15 protein-coding genes are annotated in these 19250 nt (G+C 68.0%); 10 read left to right on the plus strand and 5 right to left on the minus strand.

The features are described from left to right. Positions 1-155: 155 nt before the first annotated feature. A complete protein-coding gene (locus BLT45_RS02210) occupies positions 156-1613 on the plus strand; it encodes a circularly permuted type 2 ATP-grasp protein (RefSeq protein WP_093294593.1) in 1458 nt (485 codons plus the stop codon). Next, complete coding sequence (locus BLT45_RS02215; protein ID WP_093294596.1) at positions 1613-2554, plus strand: alpha-E domain-containing protein; 942 nt, start codon at positions 1613-1615, stop codon at positions 2552-2554. The genes BLT45_RS02210 and BLT45_RS02215 overlap by 1 nt, the downstream gene beginning before the upstream one ends. 128 nt (positions 2555-2682) lie before the next feature. On the opposite strand, the gene BLT45_RS02220 is transcribed toward BLT45_RS02215, so the two are convergent. Further along, positions 2683-3513, minus strand: a complete 831-nt coding sequence (locus BLT45_RS02220; RefSeq protein WP_093294599.1) for a proteasome-type protease — start codon at positions 3511-3513, stop codon at positions 2683-2685. A gap of 119 nt (positions 3514-3632) precedes the next feature. On the opposite strand from BLT45_RS02220, the gene BLT45_RS02225 reads away from it, so the two are divergent. Together BLT45_RS02225 and BLT45_RS02230 are read left to right on the plus strand one after the other, a co-directional pair. Further along, positions 3633-4817 carry a class I SAM-dependent methyltransferase gene (locus tag BLT45_RS02225; protein WP_093294602.1) on the plus strand — a complete coding sequence of 395 codons (1185 nt, stop codon included), beginning with the start codon at positions 3633-3635 and terminating at the stop codon, positions 4815-4817. Then, complete coding sequence (locus BLT45_RS02230) at positions 4805-5230, plus strand: VanZ family protein (protein WP_175455797.1); 426 nt, start codon at positions 4805-4807, stop codon at positions 5228-5230. The genes BLT45_RS02225 and BLT45_RS02230 overlap by 13 nt, the downstream gene beginning before the upstream one ends. Positions 5231-5283: 53 nt before the next feature. Here BLT45_RS02230 and BLT45_RS02235 read toward each other — a convergent pair whose 3' ends face one another. From BLT45_RS02235 to BLT45_RS02245, 3 genes are all read right to left on the minus strand, one after another. Further along, on the minus strand, positions 5284-7620 hold the full coding sequence (locus BLT45_RS02235) for a family 20 glycosylhydrolase (protein ID WP_093294605.1): 2337 nt from the start codon (positions 7618-7620) through the stop codon (positions 5284-5286). A 103-nt stretch (positions 7621-7723) separates the two neighbouring features. Continuing rightward, complete coding sequence (locus BLT45_RS02240) at positions 7724-10414, minus strand: TonB-dependent receptor (RefSeq protein ID WP_093294608.1); 2691 nt, start codon at positions 10412-10414, stop codon at positions 7724-7726. 114 nt (positions 10415-10528) lie between these two features. Continuing rightward, the gene (locus BLT45_RS02245; protein ID WP_093294614.1) at positions 10529-11542 is read right to left on the minus strand and encodes a glucokinase family protein; all 1014 of its coding nucleotides are present in this window, start codon (positions 11540-11542) and stop codon (positions 10529-10531) included. 390 nt (positions 11543-11932) lie between these two features. Here BLT45_RS02245 and BLT45_RS02250 point away from each other — a divergent pair, with 390 nt between their 5' ends. The 6 genes from BLT45_RS02250 (at position 11933) to BLT45_RS02275 (ending at position 18917) form a co-directional block, all read left to right on the plus strand. Further along, on the plus strand, positions 11933-13249 hold the full coding sequence (locus tag BLT45_RS02250; RefSeq protein WP_093294617.1) for a sugar MFS transporter: 1317 nt from the start codon (positions 11933-11935) through the stop codon (positions 13247-13249). Positions 13250-13260: 11 nt separating this feature from the next. Beyond that, positions 13261-14328, plus strand: a complete 1068-nt coding sequence (locus tag BLT45_RS02255) for a LacI family DNA-binding transcriptional regulator (protein WP_056880252.1) — start codon at positions 13261-13263, stop codon at positions 14326-14328. Further along, positions 14325-15362, plus strand: coding sequence for an SIS domain-containing protein (locus BLT45_RS02260; RefSeq protein ID WP_093294620.1), 1038 nt, complete (start codon positions 14325-14327; stop codon positions 15360-15362). Before BLT45_RS02255 ends, BLT45_RS02260 begins: the two co-directional genes overlap by 4 nt. Beyond that, complete coding sequence (gene nagA / locus BLT45_RS02265) at positions 15359-16504, plus strand: N-acetylglucosamine-6-phosphate deacetylase (protein WP_175455699.1); 1146 nt, start codon at positions 15359-15361, stop codon at positions 16502-16504. Before BLT45_RS02260 ends, nagA begins: the two co-directional genes overlap by 4 nt. 10 nt (positions 16505-16514) lie before the next feature. Then, positions 16515-17585 (plus strand): acyltransferase family protein, encoded by a 1071-nt coding sequence (locus BLT45_RS02270; protein ID WP_093294623.1) that lies wholly within the window; start codon positions 16515-16517, stop codon positions 17583-17585. A gap of 108 nt (positions 17586-17693) precedes the next feature. Continuing rightward, positions 17694-18917 (plus strand): PQQ-dependent sugar dehydrogenase, encoded by a 1224-nt coding sequence (locus BLT45_RS02275; RefSeq protein ID WP_175455798.1) that lies wholly within the window; start codon positions 17694-17696, stop codon positions 18915-18917. Here BLT45_RS02275 and BLT45_RS02280 read toward each other — a convergent pair whose 3' ends face one another. Next, positions 18918-19247, minus strand: coding sequence for a lipid-A-disaccharide synthase N-terminal domain-containing protein (locus BLT45_RS02280; protein ID WP_093294626.1), 330 nt, complete (start codon positions 19245-19247; stop codon positions 18918-18920). Between the last annotated feature and the right edge of the window lie 3 nt (positions 19248-19250).

A 19250-nucleotide genomic window follows, 5' to 3' on the forward strand; every position in this document is an offset into this window, starting at 1 on the left:
CATTGTCCCTGCTTTGCACCGGAATGGCGCGAGGTCCATGGATGTGAGGCGAGCGCGTCCACGCGCGAATGCTTGACGCCGCGCACACTGCCGGGGCATGTTGCGACGCATCACCCCTTGCCGGATGTGCCGGCCGGGGACAGTGGAAAGGGCGAATGGACTGGGCGAAGTACCGCACCACGACCTTTGACGAACTGATCCAGGCCGATGGACGGCCGCGACCGGCCGCCCGCCGCCTGGTCGAATACCTGGCCGGCCTGTCCGGCCGCGAACTCGCCGAACGCCAGCTCGCCGCCGACGTGGTGGCGCGCGTGCAGGGCATCACCTTCACCGTCTACTCCGATGGCCGCAACGTCGACCGCACGCTGCCGTTCGACCTGATTCCGCGCATCATCCCGCTGAGCGAATGGCAGCGCACCGAAGCCGGCCTGAAGCAGCGCATGCGCGCGCTGAACCTGTTCATCGGCGACATCTACGGCAAGCAGCAGATCGTCAAGGACAAGGTGTTCCCGGCGATGCTGCTGAAGGATTCGGTGAACTTCCGCGAACAATGCGTGGGCATCACCCCGCCGCTGGGCGTGTGGGCCCATATCTGCGGTTCCGACCTGGTGCGCGACGGCGACGGCACGCTGTATGCGCTGGAAGACAACCTCCGCATCCCCTCCGGCGTGAGCTACATGCTGGAAAACCGCATGGTCGCCAAGCGCGTGTTCCCGGAACTGTTCGAGACCAGCTCGATCCTGCCGGTGGACGAATACCCGAGCCAGCTGTACGACACGCTCGCCGCACTGTCGCCGCGTCCCGGCGACACGCCGGTGATCGCGCTGCTGACGCCGGGGGTGTTCAACAGCGCCTACTTCGAGCACGCCTACCTGGCGCAGGCGATGGGCATCGAGCTCGTCGAGGGCAGCGACCTGTTCGTCGCCGACGACGACTGCACCTACATGCGCACGGTGTACGGGCCACGGCGCGTGGACGTGGTGTACCGCCGCGTGGACGACCTCTTCATCGATCCGGAAGTCTTCCATCCCGACTCGGTGCTGGGGGTGCCCGGCCTGATCCGCAGCTGGCGCGCCGGCAAGGTGGCGCTGGCGAACGCGCCGGGCGCCGGCGTCGCGGACGACAAGGTGGTGTTCGCCTACGTGCCGAAGATGATCAAGTACTACCTCGATGAGGATCCCATCCTGCCCAACGTGCCCAGCTACCTCTGCCACAACGCGAAGGAGCGCAAGTACGTGCTGGAGAACATCGAGAAGCTGGTGGTGAAGCCGGCCAACGAATCCGGCGGCTACGGCATGCTGATCGGGCCGCGCTCCACCAAGCGCCAGCGCGAGAAGTTCAAGGCGCTGATCGAGGCCAATCCGCGCAACTACATGGCGCAGCCCACGCTGGCGCTGTCCACCGCGCCCATCGTCACCAAGCAGGGACCGTCGCCGCGCCACATCGACCTGCGCCCGTTCGTCCTTTCGCGCAAGGACACCTACGTCACCACCGGCGGGCTGACGCGCGTGGCGATGGTGAAGGGCTCGCTGGTGGTCAACTCGTCGCAGGGTGGCGGCGCGAAGGACACGTGGGTGGTCGATCTCTCCGACGATGAAGGCGAGGCCGCCTGATGCTCTCGCGCGTCGCCGACAACCTCTACTGGTTCAGCCGCTACGTGCGGCGCGCGGAGAACACCGCGCGTCTCGTCGGCGTGGGCAGCCAGTTGCAGCTGGACATGCCGCGTTCGGTGCGTTTCGCGTGGCGCCCGATGATCGACACGGTGGGCGCGGGCGAGCGTTTCGAGCAGTGCTACCCGGACACCGCCGATGCGGCGGGCGATGCGGACGTCATCCGGTTCCTGCTGCTGGACGAGCGCAATCCGTCGTCGCTGCGCACCTCCGTGGATTCGGCGCGCGAAATCCTGCGCGGCATCCGCGATACGTTGCCGCAGGACGTGTGGGAAGCGATCAACGACCTGCACCTCTACATCGCCGCACAGGGCGAGCGCAGCCTCAGCCGGCGCTACCGGCTGGAGTTCCTGCAGCGCATCGTCGACGGCTGCCTGAAGGTGTCCGGCCTGCTGAGCGCCAACGTCAGCCGCGACATCGGCTACCAGTTCCTGCGCCTCGGCACCGGCCTGGAGCAGGCCGACATGACCACGCGCATCATGGACGCCGGCGCGTCGGGCCTGGTCACGCCGCGCAACGAGGACGACCGCGAGGCGTTCCAGAACATGCAGTGGATGAGCGTGCTGCGCTCGCTCGCCGGCTACCAGATGTTCCGCCGCCACGTGCGTCAGCGCGTCACCGCGGAGCTGGCGTTGCGCTTCCTGCTGCAGAACAACGAGTTCCCGCGCAGCGTGCACTTCTGCCTGTCGCGCGTGCAGAGCGTGCTGCCGACCATGCCGCCACGTCCGGGCGTGGACCGCCATCTCAACCGCCTGATCGGTCTGACCCGCAACGCGGATCCGGCCATCCTCGCGGCGCGCAATCCCGCGCAGTTCATGGACCAGCTCCAGGTGCACATCGGCGCGCTGCACGACGCGATCGCGGAAGGGTATTTCCACGGGTAGCGCCAGCGTGGCTGTCTGAGGACGCTGTCATGTGGGAGCGACGTGAGTCGCGATGGTCCACTGCGAGATTCTGAAGAACGGGCCGATATCGGCCCTTCGCGACTCACGTCGCTCCCACACCTGCCTTCTTACTGCTGCCCCTGCGCGTCGCCCGGATCCTGCCGCGACGGCGCACGTCGCGGCGGCATCGCCGGCACGCTGGCGGGAACGGCCTCGCGTTCGCCCTGCGGCTCCCACGGGAAGCGCGGCAGGCTGTGCACGGCCGCTTCCAGCTTGCGCGACCAGGTGTCGTGGATCTCGGCGTACAGCGGCGTGTCCGCTTCCAGGCGCATCCTCTGGCTGATCTTCAGGTCGCCTGCGCGCAGCAGCGCCATGTCCACAGGCATGCCGACCGACAGGTTGGAGCGGATGGTGGAATCCAGCGAGACCAGCGCGCACCGCGCGGCATCCTCCAGCGGTGTCTCGAGTCGGATGATGCGGTCGAGGATGGGTTTGCCGTACTTCGATTCGCCGATCTGCAGGTAAGGCGTCTCGGGCGAGGTGGCGATGCAGTTGCCGAGCGGATAGACCATGTACAGGCCCGGCCGTTCGCCGGCGATCTGGCCGCCCAGGATGAGGGTGGACTGCACGTTGACGCCGCTCTGCTGCGCCTCGTCCTTCATCTTCACCTGGCTGGCGACGAGGGTGTCGCCGACGTACTCCGCCACTTCGTAGAGGTGCGAGAACGTCTTCAGGCTGTGCTTGGCGCCCGGGTCGTCGATGTCGCGCTGCAGGCGGGAGATCGTCAGCTGCGTGGTCGCCAGGTTGCCGGCCGACATGATCACGAACACGCGGTCGCCGGGCCATTCGAACACGTGCATCTTGCGGTACACGCGCACGTCGTCGAAGGAGGCGCTGGTGCGGGTGTCCGCGGCGAAGACCAGGCCTTCGTTGACTTCGATGCCGACACAATAGGTCATGGCGTGTCCGTTGCTGCTGTGCACCACGATTCTATGCCGCACCCCCGGGGTTGGCTAGGGCCGCCATCCCAGTGTCAGACGGCCCGTACAATGGCCGGGTTTCCCGTTGCCGGTGCACCATGCAGGCCGATCTCCCCCTTCCCGACGATGAGGCGCGCGCGCACAGCGAACGCCTCGCGGCCTTCATCCGCAACGAGATCGCCGCCGAGGGCGGCAGCATTCCGTTCTCGCGCTTCATGGAACGCAGCCTCTACGCACCTGGATTGGGCTATTACAGCGCGGGCAGTACCAAGTTCGGCGAGGCGGGCGATTTCACCACCGCACCGGAGCTGGGGCCGCTGTTCGCCAGTTGCGTCGCCCAGGCCGTGGCCCCGGTGCTGCAGCAGATCGGGCCGGGGGCCGAGTTCTTCGAGATCGGTGGCGGCAGCGGCGCATTCGCAGAGATCATGCTCAAGCGCCTCCTCGATCTGGATGCGCTGCCCGCGCGCTACGCCATCCTCGAGCCCAGTGCGGACCTGCGCAAACGCCAGCGGGAGCGACTGGGACGCCGGCTGATTCCGCCGGTATTCGATCTGGTCGAGTGGCTCGATGCCCCGCCTTCCGAACCCTGGAACGGCGTGTTGTTCGCCAATGAAGTCGTCGATGCGCTGCCGACGCCGCGCTTCACGTTGCGCGACGGCGAGGTCTTCGAAGAGGGCGTCGCGCTGGACGGCGAAGGCCGTTTCATCCGCACCGATCGCCCGGCCGACGCGTTGCTCGCCGCCGCGGTACGCCACGTAGAACGCTACCTGGGCGAACCGTTCCCCGATGGCTACCGCTCCGAACTGTTGCCGCAGCTGCCGTACTGGGTGCAGGCGGTCATGGGCGGACTGGACCGCGGCGCGATGCTGTTCGCCGACTACGGCCATCCACGCCGCGAGTTCTACCAGGCGGACCGTAACGACGGCACGCTGCGCGCGTACTACCGCCATCGCGTCCACAACGACGCCTACCTGTGGCCGGGCCTGCAGGACATCACGGCATCGGTCGATTTCACGGCGCTTGCGGAGGCCGGCACCCACGCCGGCTTCGACCTGGCCGGCTATACGACACAGGCGAACTTCCTGCTGGGCAACGGGCTACAGGAGCGTCTGGACGAAGCGCAGGAACGTGCGGACGAAACCACGCTGCTGCGCCTGCGCAACGAAGCCAAGCGGCTCACGCTGCCCAGCGAGATGGGCGAGCGCTTCCAGGTGATGGGGTTCTCGTGCGACGTCGAATTCGGCGCGGCGTTCCTGTTCAACGACCTGAGCTGGCGCTTGTGAGCGGCGTGTTCGCGCTGCGCCCGTTCCGCCGACCGCGCCTGTGGCTGGGCCTGTGGCTGCTGGCGGTCGCTGTCGTGATGGTGTTGTCGCTGGCGAACCTGAGCCGCCTGCCGCCGGTGCCGGAAGGCGGCGACAAGGTGGAGCATTTCCTCGCCTACGCGCTGCTCGCCGCCTCGGCAATGCAGCTGTTTGCGCGGCGTACGGGCTGCATCGTGGTGGCGCTGCTGCTGGTGGCGATGGGCGCGGGGCTGGAATTCGCCCAAGGCGCGCTCACCACCACGCGCATGGCCGATCCCCGTGACGCCTTGGCAAACACTTTGGGCGTGCTCGCTGGCTTGGCCACGCTGTTCACGCCCCTGCGTGGATTGCTGCTTGCGTTCGATGCGCGCCTGCTTAGCGGGCGGGCATCCTAGAAAAGAAAAAAGCCGGGTGTTGCCCGGCTTCTCCCTGGCACGCGGGCCGCGCTTCAGCGGGGCTGCAGCGTGATCCGGTCCAGCACCCACATCTGCGGGCGCGTGTCGCCGGTGAAGCGCACGCACAGATCCTGCTTGCCCGCGGTACCGGCCGGCAATGGCGCATCCAGTTCGAGGAAACCGTCGGCATTCGGCGCCGCCGGCAGCGGGACCGTCGCCAGCACCGTGCCCTTGCAGCCGCCGCCCAGGATCTCCAGTTCGCCCAACGGCGACTTCGCGGGCTCGAACGTGCGGTGCGGTTCGTCGTGAGCCAGTTGGAAGTAATAGGGAATCCGACCGGCGCGCACCTTGATCGAGGCGATGCCGTCCAGATCGGCCTGGTTCCACTGCCAGCACGGGTAGAAGATCGTCGCGTTGAAGATCGCGCGCTCGCCGTCCGCCGGGCCATCGTCTTCCAGGCGAAGCAACAGGCGACCGGCATCGGGGCACACGGCCATCGCTTCGTCGGTGCGCGTGAGCATCGAGGCCGGCGTCAGTTCGAACGTGGTGGCGGGCGCCAGCGCACGGCCATCGGCGAAGGCCGCGGCGCGCACGGTGACCGGCAGCTTCAGGTCGAGCGGTGAGGCGAAGGCCTGGGATGCCGACGTCGGCTCGCTGCCATCGGTGGTGTAGTGCACGGCGTATCCGAGCGGGTTCGACAGGGTGACCTTCGCGGTGCCGGCCTTGCGGTCGTCCTCGGTCGCGATCATCGGTTCGAACGGGGTCTTGGCATAGCCCAGGCCGATGGCGTCGTAGCGCTTCAGCTGCGCGGGCAGGCGCTTGGTGAAATCGGCGAAATCCTTCTTCGCCGCCGGTGTCCAGCCGGTTTCGGCGACGGCGGCCAGGCGCGGGAACGCGTTGTGCTGGAGGCGCGCGAACGTGCGCGTGTGCTCGGTCCACAGGTTGGCCTGCAGGCCGAGGATATGGTGGCGCTGGCTTTCCTCCAGTTCCGGCGGCACCGGCTCGAACGCGTAGACGTCCTGCAGCGTGATCAGCGCGGGGCGTCCCGGCGGTTCGTTCGGCGAGGCGGTCTGCAGGTAGTCCAGATAGGTCTTGTTCGAGGGGGACATCACCACGTCGTGGCCCTGCCGCGCGGCCTTCAGTCCGCCCTCGATGCCACGCCACGACATCACCGTCGCTTCCGGCGGCAGCTTGGCCTCGAGGATCTCGTCCCAGCCGATCAGGCGCTTGCCATGCGTGGACAGGTACTTCTCCAGGCGTTCGACCAGATAGCCCTGCAGGTCCATCTCCGTCTTCGCACCCACCTGGCGCATGCGTGCCTGCTCGCGCGCGGAGGCTTCCCACTGGTCCTTGACCGCTTCGTCGCCGCCGATGTGCACATAGGTGCCGGGGAACAGCTCGACCACCTCACCCAGCACGTTCTCGAGGAAGGTGATCGTGCCCTCTTCGACATTGACCAGGTTGGGGAAGACGCCCCACTCGTTCGACGGCACCAGCGGGGTGTCGATCGCGCCGAGCTCCGGATACGCCGAGATCGCGGCGGTCGCGTGGCCGGGCACGTTGATCTCGGGTACCACGGTGATGTGGCGTTCGGCCGCGTACTTCACCACGTCGCGGATCTGGTCCTGCGTGTAGAAGCCGCAGTACGGGCGCGGTGCGCCGGTCTTCGGATCCTTGCCGCCGTCGCCGGCGGGAATGCGGCAGCCGCCGATCTCGGTGAGCTTCGGGTACTGCTTGATCTCGATGCGCCAGCCCTGGTCGTCGGTCAGGTGCCAGTGCAGCGTGTTGAGCTTGTGCAGGGCCATCGCATCGATGACCTTCTTCACGTCGTCCACGGTCTGGAAATGACGTGCCGGATCCAGCATGAAGCCGCGCCAGCCGAAGCGGGGCGCGTCCTCGATATGCAGCGCCGGCAGGGTGGCGCCGTTCCTGTCGCCCTGGGTGGCGAGTTGCCACAGCGTCACCGCGCCGTAGAACAGGCCGCGTTCGTCGCGCGCCTTCACCGTGGCGCCGTCGGGCGTGATGTCCAGCGTGTAGGCCTCGGGCGAGGCCGCATTCGCATTGCCCGGTTCCAGCACGAAGCGGATCACGCCCTTGCCATCGGCCTGCGCGACGGACAGTGCCGGGCCGCCCGCCGACGTCAGGTAGGCGGCGAACTGGCGGGCGACGCGCGTGGCCGGTTCGCCGGTGGCGAACAGCGGCGTTCCCGCGTCGAGCGTGAAGGATCCTTCGCTCGTCTGCAGGGTGGCAGGCGCGGGAATCAGGGCCGGCGCGATGGGCGCCGAAACGGCGGCGGTGCCTGCTTCGCTGCCCGGCCCGGCGCAGCCGGCTAGGACCAGCAGGGTGAAGGCCATGCCGGCCAGGGCGCGACGGACGATGGGTCGTTTCATCGGAATCCTCGTGGGCGAACGAGCGGAAGAGTGCCAAAAAAAAGCGGGCCCGGACAAATCCAGGCCCGCAGAGGGAGAGTGTTCCCTTACATCGATGACGCGATCAGAACTTGAAGCGGAAGTTCAGGTAGTACTGGCGGCCGTTGCTGTAGAACGCGTGCGGCAGGTAGCCCGGCACCGCATCGTTCTCGGTGTAGTACTTCAGCTTCGGGTTGTTGAGGTTGAGGCCGTCCAGGCTGATCGTCAGCCAGTCGGTCGCCTTGAAACCCAGCGAGGCCGACACGGTGGCGAAGTCATCCTGGTAGAAGTTGTCGGCGCGGCTGACGCCGGCGTAGAACGAGCTGCGGTAGCTGTAGTTCACGCGGGCGTTGAAGCGGTCGTTCTCGTACCAGCCCGACAGGTTGTAGGTGTTCTCGGAGGTGCCGTTGAGCGGCTTGCCGCCGTCCGCGTCGCCATCCACATAGGTGTAGTTGGCGTTGAAGCCGAAATTGTCGCCGATCGGCTGCTCGTAGGTCAGCTCCACGCCGCGGGCCTTGCCGTTCGAATTGACCGGGATCGACACCAGGTAATCGCTGTAGACGTCGGTGCCGGCGGCCTGGCTGGCCTGCTGGTCCTTGTACTGCACGATCACGTTGCCGAAATCGACGTAGCCGTCCATGTCCATCGAGAACACACTGGCGGCGAGCAGGGCGCGCGGGGCGAAGTACCACTCGAGCGAGGCGTCGAAGTTGGTCGACACCAGCGGGTCGAGGTTCGGGTTGCCGCCGCTGCCTTCGTGGGTCAGGTCGTTGAGCGTCAGCGAGCCGGCCAGCGCGGAGAAGTCCGGGCGGGTCATGGTCTTGCTGCCGGACACGCGCGCCACCAGGGTGTCGGTCAGCTCGAACTTGAAGTTCACGCTGGGCAGCAGCTCGTTGTAGTCGTTGTTCACCACGACCGGCAGGTAGTCGCCGAACGCCGAACCCGTGATCGCGCCGGGAATGCCCGAGTTGACCGCGAGCGCCTGGTTGTAGCTCACGTCCGTTTCCGTCTGCACGTAGCGCAGGCCGGCATTACCGCTCCAGCGCTCGCCCTGGAAGTTCAGCTGGGCATACACCGCGTTGATGTCTTCTTCCACGCCGTACACGTCGGAGAAGTAGAAGCGCTCGGGGTTGTTGCGGTTGGCGAAGCGCGCATTGAGCTCCGCCAGCTGCGCGGGCGTGTAGAACCAGATGCCCGACGGGACGTTGCCGCCGACGCCGAAATCACCCGGGTACGCGCCACCCGCCGCCGGATAGGCGGTGATGTCGGTCCAGTTGCTGGCCCAGTTCGGGCCCTGCGCGAGCGAGAAGTCGTTGCTGCGTTCGTGCGTGGCGAAGCGGTAGCCGAAGTCCAGCGAGGACAGCACGTCGGACTGGAAGAAGAACTGGCCGTCCGCCGAGGCCCAGTCTTCCTTGTCCAGCACGTCGATGCCCTGCGCGCCGAAGATCCAGCCGTTCTGCGGCAGGTGGTTCGCCGCCGTGTTGGTGCCGCCCAGCGACCAGTCGATGGGATTGCTCACGCCGTTCATGTTCCAGCTCGCGCCGGCGTTGCCGGCGATGCCGGTTTCCAGCACGTCCTGGGTGGGGCTGCTGCCGCGGCCCTTGGTGGAACCAAGCTGGAACACGAACTTCAGCGCATCGCTGGCATTCCATTCGGCATCGAGCGCGATGTACTTGGAGGTCGAGACCGCGCCCGGGCGGGAGATCATGTCGTACACGCCGTAGGGCGTGACCGTGCCGGACGTGACCGGCGCGTAGGTGGCGCTGGTCAGCACGCCGTTCTCGACGGTGTAGCTGGTGGGCGTCTGCGAATTGACGAACTGGCTGGCCCACATCATGTAGTTGCGGTTGTAGTTGTCCGCCTTCAGCCGCGAGTAGAACGCGTTGACGTTCAGGGTCAGGTTGTCGGTGACCTTGGCTTCGATGTTGGCCACGCCGCCCTGGCGCTTGCGCACCTGCTCGAACAGGGCCGCGCCAAGCAGGTTGGGGTACAGCACGCCGTTCAACTCGGGGTTGGTCGAGGTGATGGTGCCGTAGCCGCCCACCACTTCCTGACCGTCGCGGCGCAGGCTGCGTTCTTCGTTGAACACCTGGAACAGGAAGCCGGCGGTGCCTTCCTCGTTGCGCCAGTTCAACAGGGCGTCGAGCTGCGGCTTGGTGTCGCCCGGCAGGTCGGAATGGACCGCGCCGATGGAGCCCTGGATGGTGAGCGGCTCGGCGAACTGCAGCGGACGGCGGGTGATGATGTTCACCGAACCGGCGGTGCCGCCCTCGACCAGCTTCGCTTCGGAGGTCTTGTGCACCACGACGCGGTCGACGATCTCGGACGGATACAGCGAGTAGCTCACGCTGCGGCCGACGTTGCCGACCTGGCTGAGCACGAACCAGTCGCCGGTGCCGATGGTGTGGCCGTTGACCAGGGTCTGGGTCAGGCTGGGATTGGTGCCGCGCAGGCTGACGCGGTCGGCTTCGTCGAAGCCGCCTTCGCTGGCGCTCGACGAGGCGATGTTGACGCCCGGCAGCTGGCGCAGGGTGTCGGCCACGTTCTTGGCCGGCAGCTTGCCGATGTCCTCGGCGGTGACGACTTCGACGTGCGTGGCGGCATCGCGCTTGGCGTCCAGCGCCTTCTCGATGCTGCCGCGGATGCCGGTGACGACGACGGTATCGAGGTCGGTCGCCTGGGTTTCGGTCGGTTGAGCGTCCTGCGCCTGCGCCTGCACCGCTACACCCAGACAGGTCACGATGGCGGCGGAAAGGATGGATCTGCGGTAATTCATGATGTCTCTCCCATCATTCATTGTTTGAGTTTCGGCAGGTCTTGCTCGCGCTTGCTCCGCCGTGCCTGAAGCCTGTGTTGCAATCGACACCACGCCTGTCCCGGCGCTTCCATTTCAATCGTCCTGGTGGTGCTCCAGGTACCACTTGGCGGCACCCACCACCCCCAGCTGCCCGTGTTCCACCAGCTTCACGGGGATGCGTTCGAGCGCCTCGCGCATCGATCCCTTGTTGAGGAAGCGCGCCACGAAGCTGCTCTGGATCAGGAAATCGCGGATCTTCGGCAGGATCCCGCCGGCGAGGTACACGCCGCCCTGCACGCCGTAGAGCAGCGCCATGTCGCCGACCACGCTGCCGAGCAGGCCGCAGAACACGTCGAGGCTTTCGCGCGCCAGGGGGTCGTCGCCGGCCAACGCGGCGGCGGTGATCTGGCCCGGATGCGTATACGAAGACGGCGCCGCGCCGCGCACGGCGCACAGCGCCGCGTGCAGGTTCAACAGCCCCGGGCCGGACAGCGCCTGTTCGACCGGCACATGCGTGCGGGTCTTCAGCATCTCCGCCAGCAGCGCCATCTCCAGCGGATTGCCGGCGGTGAGCGCGGCCTGGCCGGCTTCGGTGGCCAGCACCACGGCGCGCGCGCCGACCGGGATCCACACCGCCGCGCCCAGGCCGGTGCCCGGGCCCAGGATCAGGGTCGGTCCGCGGGTCGGTGCGATGGCGGGGCCGGTGAGCTGCAGCACCTGGCTGGCGTCGACCTGCGCGGCGGCGTGCGCCACGGCTTCGAAATCGTTGACCAGGCGGACATCGTCGAAGCCGAGCTGCGTGCGCAGGTCGGCCAGCGAGAGGCGCCAGGGCAGGTTGTTGGTGATGACCGTGCCGTCTTCCAGCGCGTAGCCGGCGCTGGCGATCACGCCGCGCGACACCCGGCCGTGGCCGAGGGTGGCGAGGAAGTCCTGGATGATGTCGCCGAGCCCGGCATGGTCGGCGCAGGCGTACTTGCGGTACTCCAGCACGCTGACCGCTGCGCCCGGGTCGCCGCTGCCGCGGACCAGGCCGATACGCACATGGGTGCCACCGACGTCCGCCGCGATGAACGCGTCGTGCGCCCCGTGGGCGTCATTCGTCGGCATTGGATTGGCGATGGCGACCACACGTCTCCCCACATGTTCGCGGCCGGGACTCCCGCATCCCGATATGGCCGGAGTGTGGAAACTGTTTGACAACGTTGTCAAGAGTCTGTCATGAAATAGCCGTCCGGCCGGCAAGGATGCGTCGGTAATCAACAACAATTCCCGTATTCAGCATTCGATTGGATGCAGAAGTGTTGTTAATCATTGAACAGGAAGGGCAAATTCGGTGAAGTCCACCAGGACTTGATGTTGCGGCGCAGGATGCCGGTGCACTCACAGATGGGGTCTTCGATCCATCCGAACTGCCTGCTTTACGCCGTTCGTCCGAAAGCCCTGACAACGTTGTTCCCGGCGCCGCGCCCGCGTGACGCCACAGATCGAGGGGAGTCCATGACCACTGCCGCCGGTTCCACCCCGTTCCGCTCGCTCGCCATCGTCGGCGTGCTGTTCTTCATCATCGGGTTCTTCACCTGGATCAACGGGCCGCTGATCACCTTCGTGCAGCTCGCCTTCGACCTGGACGAGGTGAATGCCTTCCTCGTGCTGATGGTGTTCTATCTGTCCTACTTCTTCCTCGCCCTGCCGGCGGCGGCGCTGCTCAAGCGCACCGGCATGAAGAAGGGGCTGGCGGCCAGCCTGTTCGTGATGGCGGTGGGCGCGGCGATGTTCGGCGAGTTCTCCACCCAGCGCTGGTATCCCGGCGCGCTGGCCGGCCTGTTCGTGATCGGTGGCGGCCTGGCGCTGCTGCAGACGGCGGTGAACCCGTACGTCAGCATCCTCGGCCCGATCGAAAGCGCCGCCCAGCGCATCGCGCTGATGGGCATCTGCAACAAGATCGCCGGCATGCTGGCGCCGATCGTGATCGGCACGCTGGTCCTGCAAGGGGTGGGCGACCTGGCCGCGCAGGTCGAAACCGCCGACGCGGCCGGCAAGGCCGCGCTGCTGGATGCCTTCGCCGCGAAGATCCACCTGCCGTATCTGGTGATGGCCGGCGTCCTGGTGGTGGTGGCCATCGGCATCCTGTTCTCGCCGCTGCCGGAGGTGAAGCCTTCGGACGCCAACGCCGCGCCCGCGGCCGATGCCACCGAGGGCGAGCGCGGCCTGTCCCGATTCCCGCACCTGTGGCTGGGCGTGCTGTGCCTGTTCCTGTACGTCGGCGTGGAGGTGTTGGCGGGCGATGCGATCGGCACGTACGGGCGCGGCTTCGGCCTGCCGCTCGACCAGACCAAACTGTTCACGACCTACACGCTGTTCGCGATGCTGGCCGGTTACCTCGTCGGCCTGGCCGTGATCCCGCGCTTCGTGTCGCAGGAACGCTACCTGGCCGTCTCCGCGGCACTCGGTGTGCTGTTCTCGCTGGGCGCGCTGCTGACGCACGGCTACGTGTCGGTCGGCTTCGTCGCCGCGCTCGGCTTCGCCAACGCGATGATGTGGCCGGCGATCTTCCCGCTGGCGATCAAGGGGCTGGGCCGGCATACCGAGACCGGATCGGCCCTGCTGATCATGGGCATCGCCGGTGGCGCGATCCTGCCGCAGCTGTTCGCGGTGCTGAAGCAGCATTACGACTTCCAGGCCGTGTTCGCCGGGCTGGCCGTGCCGGGCTACCTGTACATCCTGTACTACGCACTGGCCGGGCACCGGGTCGGCCGGGCGCGGCCGGCGACGGCCGTCCCGGAACGCGGCATCATGATGGACTCGCCTCCATGACGGAAACGCCCATGCGCCGACCCACCATCAAGGACGTCGCCGAACGCGCGAAGGTCTCGCTGAAGACCGTGTCCCGGGTCATCAACAACGAACCGTCGGTGCTGCAGGGCACGCGCGCGCGCGTGCTGCACGCCATCGCCGAACTGGACTACGAACCGGACCAGTCCGCGCGCAACCTGCGCAGCGGCACGCCGTTCGTGATCGGGCTGGTGTACGACAACCCCAACCCGTACCACATCATCGGCGTGCAGAACGGCGTGCTGGCCGCGTGCAAGGAAACCGGCTTCGGCCTGCAGATCCACCCCGTGGATTCCACCTCGCCGTTGCTGGCGGAGGAGCTGGTCGAATTCGTCCAGCGCTCGCGCCTGGCCGGACTGGTGCTGACCGCGCCGATGTCCGAACGCGCCGACCTGGTCACCGCACTCGCCGCGCGCGGCGTGAAGCTGGTGCGCATCATCGCCGCCACCGAAGATCCGGAAGACGGCTTGCCCTGCGTCTATGTCGACGACCGCGACGCCGCGTACGAGATCACCGAGCACCTGATCCAGCTCGGCCACCAGCGCATCGGTTTCCTCTGGGGCGGGCTGGCGCACCGGTCCAGCACCGAGCGCTACGCCGGCTACGAAAAGGCGTTGAAGGATTACGGCATCACCCTCGACAAGCATCTGGTGGTGCCCGGCGACTACACCTTCGACGACGGCTTCCGTGGCGCGCGCCGCCTGCTCGCGTTGCGCGAGCCGCCGACCGCGATCTTCGGTTCCAACGACGAAATCGCCGCCGGCGTCCTGGCCGCGGCCAAGTCCGCCGGCATGAACGTGCCCTACGACCTGTCCATCGCCGGTTTCGAAGACAGTCCGTTCTCCAAGCAGTCGTGGCCGCCGCTGACCACGGCCAAGCAGGCCACGCAGGACATCGCCAAGCAGGCCGCGCGCCTGCTGATCGCCGGCCTGCGCCAGGACGCCTACGACGACCATCCCACCGCCGTGCACAACCAGGGCTTCGTGCCGCAGCTGGTGGTGCGCGGCTCCACGGCGCCGGTCCGTCCGCGCGCAGACCGACCCGAACCCCTTTCGCCATGACCGACACGCCGCTGCCCGCTCCCGCCGACACCCTGATGCACCAGGAGGCGGCCCAGACCGCCGACATCATCACCGACCAGTACGCGCGCAACGCCGCCACGGTGAAAGCGCTTGCGGAGGACCTGCGGCGCCATCCGCCGCCTTTCGTGGTGACCTGCGCGCGCGGCAGCTCGGACCATGCGGCCACCTACGCGAAGTACCTGTTCGAAACCCAACTCGGCGTCGTCACCGCCTCCGCATCGCCGTCGGTGGGTTCGGTGTACGAAGTGAAGCAGCGGCTGGCCGACGCGCTGTACGTGGTGATCTCGCAGTCGGGCAAGAGCCCGGATCTGCTGCGCAACGCGAGTGCGGCCAAGGAGGCCGGCGCGCGCGTGGTCGCGCTGGTGAATGTCGAGGATTCGCCGCTGGCGCAGCTGGCCGATACCGTGCTGCCGCTGCGCGCCGGCCCCGAGCGCAGCGTGGCGGCGACGAAGAGCTACCTGGGCTCGCTCGCCGCGATCCTGCAACTCGCCGCCTACTGGAAGGACGAAGCGCCGTTGCATGCGGCGACGGAGGCGTTGCCGGAGGCGCTGCGGCGTGCGTGGCAGGCCGACTGGTCGCCACTGGCCGACGGGCTGGTGGGTGCGCACAACCTGTTCGTGCTGGGACGGGGCCTGGGCCTCGCCGCCGCGCAGGAAGCCGCGCTGAAGTTCAAGGAAACCTGCGGCCTGCATGCCGAGGCCTACAGCTCGGCGGAAGTGAAGCACGGGCCGATGGCGCTGGTCGGCCCCGGCTTCCCGGTGCTGTGCTTCGCCCAGCCGGACGAAACCGAAGCCGGCACGCTGGCGTTGGCGCAGGAATTCCGCGGCCGCGGCGCCCAGGTCTGGGTGGCTTCGCACCAGGGCGATTTGCCGCTGGCCGAGGCGCCGCATCCGGCCTGCGCGCCGCTGCTGACGATCCAGAGCTTCTATCGCGCCATCAATGCGCTGGCGCTGCGGCGCGGCCACAATCCCGACGTGCCGCCGCACCTCAACAAGGTCACCGAGACCGTATGAACGCGATGCATGCCGCCACCGCCCTCTGCAACGCCCGCGTGCTGACGCCGGACGGCTTCGTCGAAGGCCTGGCGGTGTTGATGCAGGACGGCCGCATCGCCGATCTCGTCGCCGACGACGCCATCCCTCTGGACGCAGTGCGGCACGACCTTCGCGGTGCGACGCTGCTGCCGGGCTTCATCGATGCGCAGGTCAACGGCGGCGGCGGTGCGTTGTTCAACAACGACACCACCGTGGACGCGATCCGTACGATCGCGCAGGCGCACCGGCGCTTCGGCACCACCGGCCTGCTGCCGACGCTGATCAGCGACGACGCCGAGGTGATGGGGCGCGCGATCGCGGCCACCCGCGAGGCCATCGCACAGGGTGTGCCGGGCGTGCTGGGCATCCATCTGGAAGGTCCGTATATCGCGCCGGCGCGCAAGGGTACGCACGACGCGGCCAAGTTCCGCGTGCCGGGCGCGGACGAAGTCGCGATGGCGACCTCGCTCGACAACGGCGTGACCCTGCTGACGCTGGCCCCGGAACAGGTGTCGACCGACACCATCCGCACGATGGTCGCGCGCGGCGCGATCGTCGTCGCCGGCCACACCGCCGGCAGTTACGACGAGATCCGCGCGGGCATCGACGCGGGCGTCTCCGGCTTCACCCATCTCTACAACGCGATGTCGCCGCTGCAGGGACGCGAGCCCGGCGCGGTGGGCGCCGCGCTGGAGGACGAGGGCTGCTGGTGCGGCGTGATCGTCGACGGCGTGCACGTGCATCCGGCCAGCCTGCGCGTGGCGCTGGCGGCCAAGCCGCGCGGCAAGGTGTTCCTGGTGACCGATGCGATGCCGATGGTGGGTTCGGGCGATCCGTCATTCGATCTCTATGGCGAAACCATCACCGCCGTCGACGGGGTGGTCCGCAATGCGGCCGGCGCCCTGGCCGGTTCGGCGTTGGACATGGCGACTGCCGTCCGCAACAGCGTGCACCTGCTCGGCCTGCCGCTGGAGGAAGCCGCGCGCATGGCGTCCACCTATCCCGCGGAGTTCCTCGGCCTGGCCGATACGCACGGTCGCATCGCGCCCGGTTACCAGGCCGACCTGGTGGCGCTGGATGGCGACCTGCAGGTCGTCGGCACCTGGATCGGCGGCGCGTGATCGCACGCGCATGAGCGCCCGCCCGGCCCGGTTCGCGTCTGTCGACGCGCTGCGTGGCCTGACGGTGGCAGCGATGCTGCTGGTCAATACGCCGGGCGACTGGTCGCATGTCTACGCGCCGCTGCTGCATGCGGAATGGCATGGCATCACGCCGACCGACCTGGTGTTCCCGTTCTTCCTCTTCATCGTCGGTGTGTCGATTTCGCTGGGCATCGTGTCCCGTGCCGAGGCCGGGGCGCCGCGGGATCGGCTGGTGCGCGCGCTGCTGTGGCGCGCGGCGAAGATCATCGCCCTGGGTCTGGCGCTGCATTTGTTCGCTTACCTGATGCTGGACCGTCCGTACTTCCGGCCGTGGGGCGTGCTGCAGCGGATCGGACTGTGTTTCGCATGCGCGGGCCTGATCGCGCTGTACGTGACGCCCCGCCTGCAGTGGGCGCTGATCGCGGCGATCCTGCTCGGCTACTGGGCATTGCTCGCGCCGTTCGGGTATGCCGCGTACACGCACCTGCCGGCGCGGGTGGATACCGCGCTGTTCGCACCGTGGCTGTACCAGTGGGACGCGACGCTCGGGCGCGGACAGGATCCCGAGGGCCTGCTCAGCACGCTGCCCGCCCTCGCCACCACGCTGCTTGGCGTACGCGCGGGGGCATGGCTGCGCGCCGATGCGCTGCGACGGATGGTGATGGCCGGCGCTGCCGCGCTCGTCGCGGGCCTGGCCTGGGCGATGGTGTTTCCGTTGAACAAGGCGTTGTGGACCTCGTCCTATGTGCTGTTCACGGCGGGCTGCGCCCTGCTCGCGCTGGCGCTCGCCCATGCCGCCGTGGAACGGCGCGGATGGCCGGCGGTGGGGCGTCGCTTCGGGGCGAACGCCATCGCGGCCTATGTTGGCGCTGCCGTCATGACCTACCTGCTGCTGGGGCTGGGCTGGATGGAGCCGCTGTACCGGAAAGGCTTCGCCGACTGGATGACGCCCCAGGTCGGGCCCTATCTGCCTTCGCTGGCCTTCGCCCTCGCGTTCGTCGGGGTGTGGTGGTGGGTCGTGTGGGCGATGGATCGGCGGGGCTGGTATCTGAAGGTCTGAAGGCCCGGCGGCCATCACGCTTTTCTTCGCCTGCCCGGCGTACAACGACGTCACCCCCGCCGGAGCCCCCGCATGAAGCTGCCGTTGCTGCTGGTCTGTGTGGTCTGCATGGCGTCGTGCCAACGCGCGACGGTCGACGAGAACGGGGCGCGGGTCGTGCTCGCGTCCGCACCGCGTGCGACGGCCACCGCGGGCCTGATGGCGGCGCCCCGCGGCGAGCCCCCGGCGCCGTTGCCGGGCGTGGAACGCATCGCGGGGGGCATGTCGCCGCCGCGCGCGGTGCCGGATCCGCCGTTCACCAGCACGCCGGTGGCCACGTTCAACGAGCCGTGGGCGATGACCTTCCTGCCGGACGGTCGCCTGCTGGTCACGGAGAAGAGAGGCGTCTTGCGACTGGCCAACGTGGCGAACGGCCAGGTCGGCCAGATCACCGGCGCGCCGACGGTCGCGTACGGGGGCCAGGGCGGTTTCGGCGACGTGCTCCTGCATCCGCGTTTCGCGGACAACCGCTGGGTCTACCTCAGCTACGCGGAAGCCGGGACCGGCAGTACGCGCGGTGCCGCGGTGGCGCGTGCGACGCTGACGCTGGACGCGAGCGGCAACGGGGGCAGCCTGTCCAATCTGCAGGTGATCTGGCGACAGACGCCGAAGGTCAACGGGGACGCGCACTACGGCCACCGCCTCGCGTTCGGCGCGGACGGCAAGCTGTGGATCACGTCCAGCGACCGCCAGGCGATGACCCCGGCGCAGGACCTGCAGTCCACGCTCGGCAAGCTGATCCGCCTCAACGACGACGGCAGCGTGCCGCCGGACAATCCCTTTGCCGCGCAGGGCGGCATCGCCGCACAAGTGTGGACGCTCGGCCACCGCAACCTGCTGGGCATCGCGTTCGACAACGCAGGGCGGCTGTGGACGCACGAGATGGGGCCGGCGGGAGGCGATGAGCTCAATCTGATCGAGCGCGGCACGAACTACGGCTGGCCGATCGTCTCCAACGGCGACCACTACGACGGCACGCCGATCCCCGACCATCCCACGCGCCCGGAATTCAATGCGCCCGAAGCCTCGTGGAACCCGGTGATCGCACCGGCGGGCTTCGTCATCTACTCGGGCAATCTGTTCCCGTGGTACCGGGGCAAGGGCTTCATCGGCGGTCTGGCGTCGCAGGCGCTGATCGAGATCGAGTTCACCGGCACGCAGGCGCGCGAAGCGCGGCGTTATCCGATGGGAAAGCGCATCCGCGAGGTCGAGCAGGGGCCTGACGGCGCGCTGTGGCTGCTCGAGGACGGCAGTGGCGGGCGACTGTTGAAGCTGACGCCCAACCGGAGCTGATCAGGGGGCGTCTTCCGCGGCGCGCTGCTCGCGTCCGTGGCGGATGTCGAGGTAGAGGCTGTAGGCCGCGGTGAATGCCGGCAGCAGGTTCTGCAGCACGCCCACGGCATCCTGCTTGGACGAGAACAGGAAGTAGCTCAGCGCCATCAGGCTGCCGACCAGGCTCATGTACCAGAACAGGCGCGGGATCACCGGCCGGCGTGCGCGCCGCGAGGCGACGAACTGCACCAGCCAGCGGCCGCCGAACATCGCTGCGCCGGTGAGGCCGATCAGCTTCCACGGCGTCATGTGCAGGCCGGTCCATCCCAGCCAGACGATTTCCTGGTTCATCAC

The organism is Pseudoxanthomonas sp. CF385, from assembly GCF_900104255.1.
Lineage (GTDB): Bacteria > Pseudomonadota > Gammaproteobacteria > Xanthomonadales > Xanthomonadaceae > Pseudoxanthomonas_A.

Excerpts from the sequence above, each read along its gene's own strand:
- BLT45_RS02210 (WP_093294593.1), top strand. The coding sequence starts at position 156 with ATGGACTGGGCGAAGTACCGCACCACGACCTTTGACGAACTGATCCAG.
- BLT45_RS02215 (WP_093294596.1), top strand. The coding sequence starts at position 1,613 with ATGCTCTCGCGCGTCGCCGACAACCTCTACTGGTTCAGCCGCTACGTG.
- BLT45_RS02220 (WP_093294599.1), bottom strand. The coding sequence starts at position 3,513 with ATGACCTATTGTGTCGGCATCGAAGTCAACGAAGGCCTGGTCTTCGCC.
- BLT45_RS02225 (WP_093294602.1), top strand. The coding sequence starts at position 3,633 with ATGCAGGCCGATCTCCCCCTTCCCGACGATGAGGCGCGCGCGCACAGC.
- BLT45_RS02235 (WP_093294605.1), bottom strand. The coding sequence starts at position 7,620 with ATGAAACGACCCATCGTCCGTCGCGCCCTGGCCGGCATGGCCTTCACC.
- BLT45_RS02240 (WP_093294608.1), bottom strand. The coding sequence starts at position 10,414 with ATGAATTACCGCAGATCCATCCTTTCCGCCGCCATCGTGACCTGTCTG.
- BLT45_RS02245 (WP_093294614.1), bottom strand. The coding sequence starts at position 11,542 with ATGCCGACGAATGACGCCCACGGGGCGCACGACGCGTTCATCGCGGCG.
- BLT45_RS02250 (WP_093294617.1), top strand. The coding sequence starts at position 11,933 with ATGACCACTGCCGCCGGTTCCACCCCGTTCCGCTCGCTCGCCATCGTC.
- BLT45_RS02255 (WP_056880252.1), top strand. The coding sequence starts at position 13,261 with ATGCGCCGACCCACCATCAAGGACGTCGCCGAACGCGCGAAGGTCTCG.
- BLT45_RS02260 (WP_093294620.1), top strand. The coding sequence starts at position 14,325 with ATGACCGACACGCCGCTGCCCGCTCCCGCCGACACCCTGATGCACCAG.
- nagA (WP_175455699.1), top strand. The coding sequence starts at position 15,359 with ATGAACGCGATGCATGCCGCCACCGCCCTCTGCAACGCCCGCGTGCTG.
- BLT45_RS02270 (WP_093294623.1), top strand. The coding sequence starts at position 16,515 with ATGAGCGCCCGCCCGGCCCGGTTCGCGTCTGTCGACGCGCTGCGTGGC.
- BLT45_RS02275 (WP_175455798.1), top strand. The coding sequence starts at position 17,694 with ATGGCGTCGTGCCAACGCGCGACGGTCGACGAGAACGGGGCGCGGGTC.
- BLT45_RS02280 (WP_093294626.1), bottom strand. The coding sequence starts at position 19,247 with ATGAACCAGGAAATCGTCTGGCTGGGATGGACCGGCCTGCACATGACG.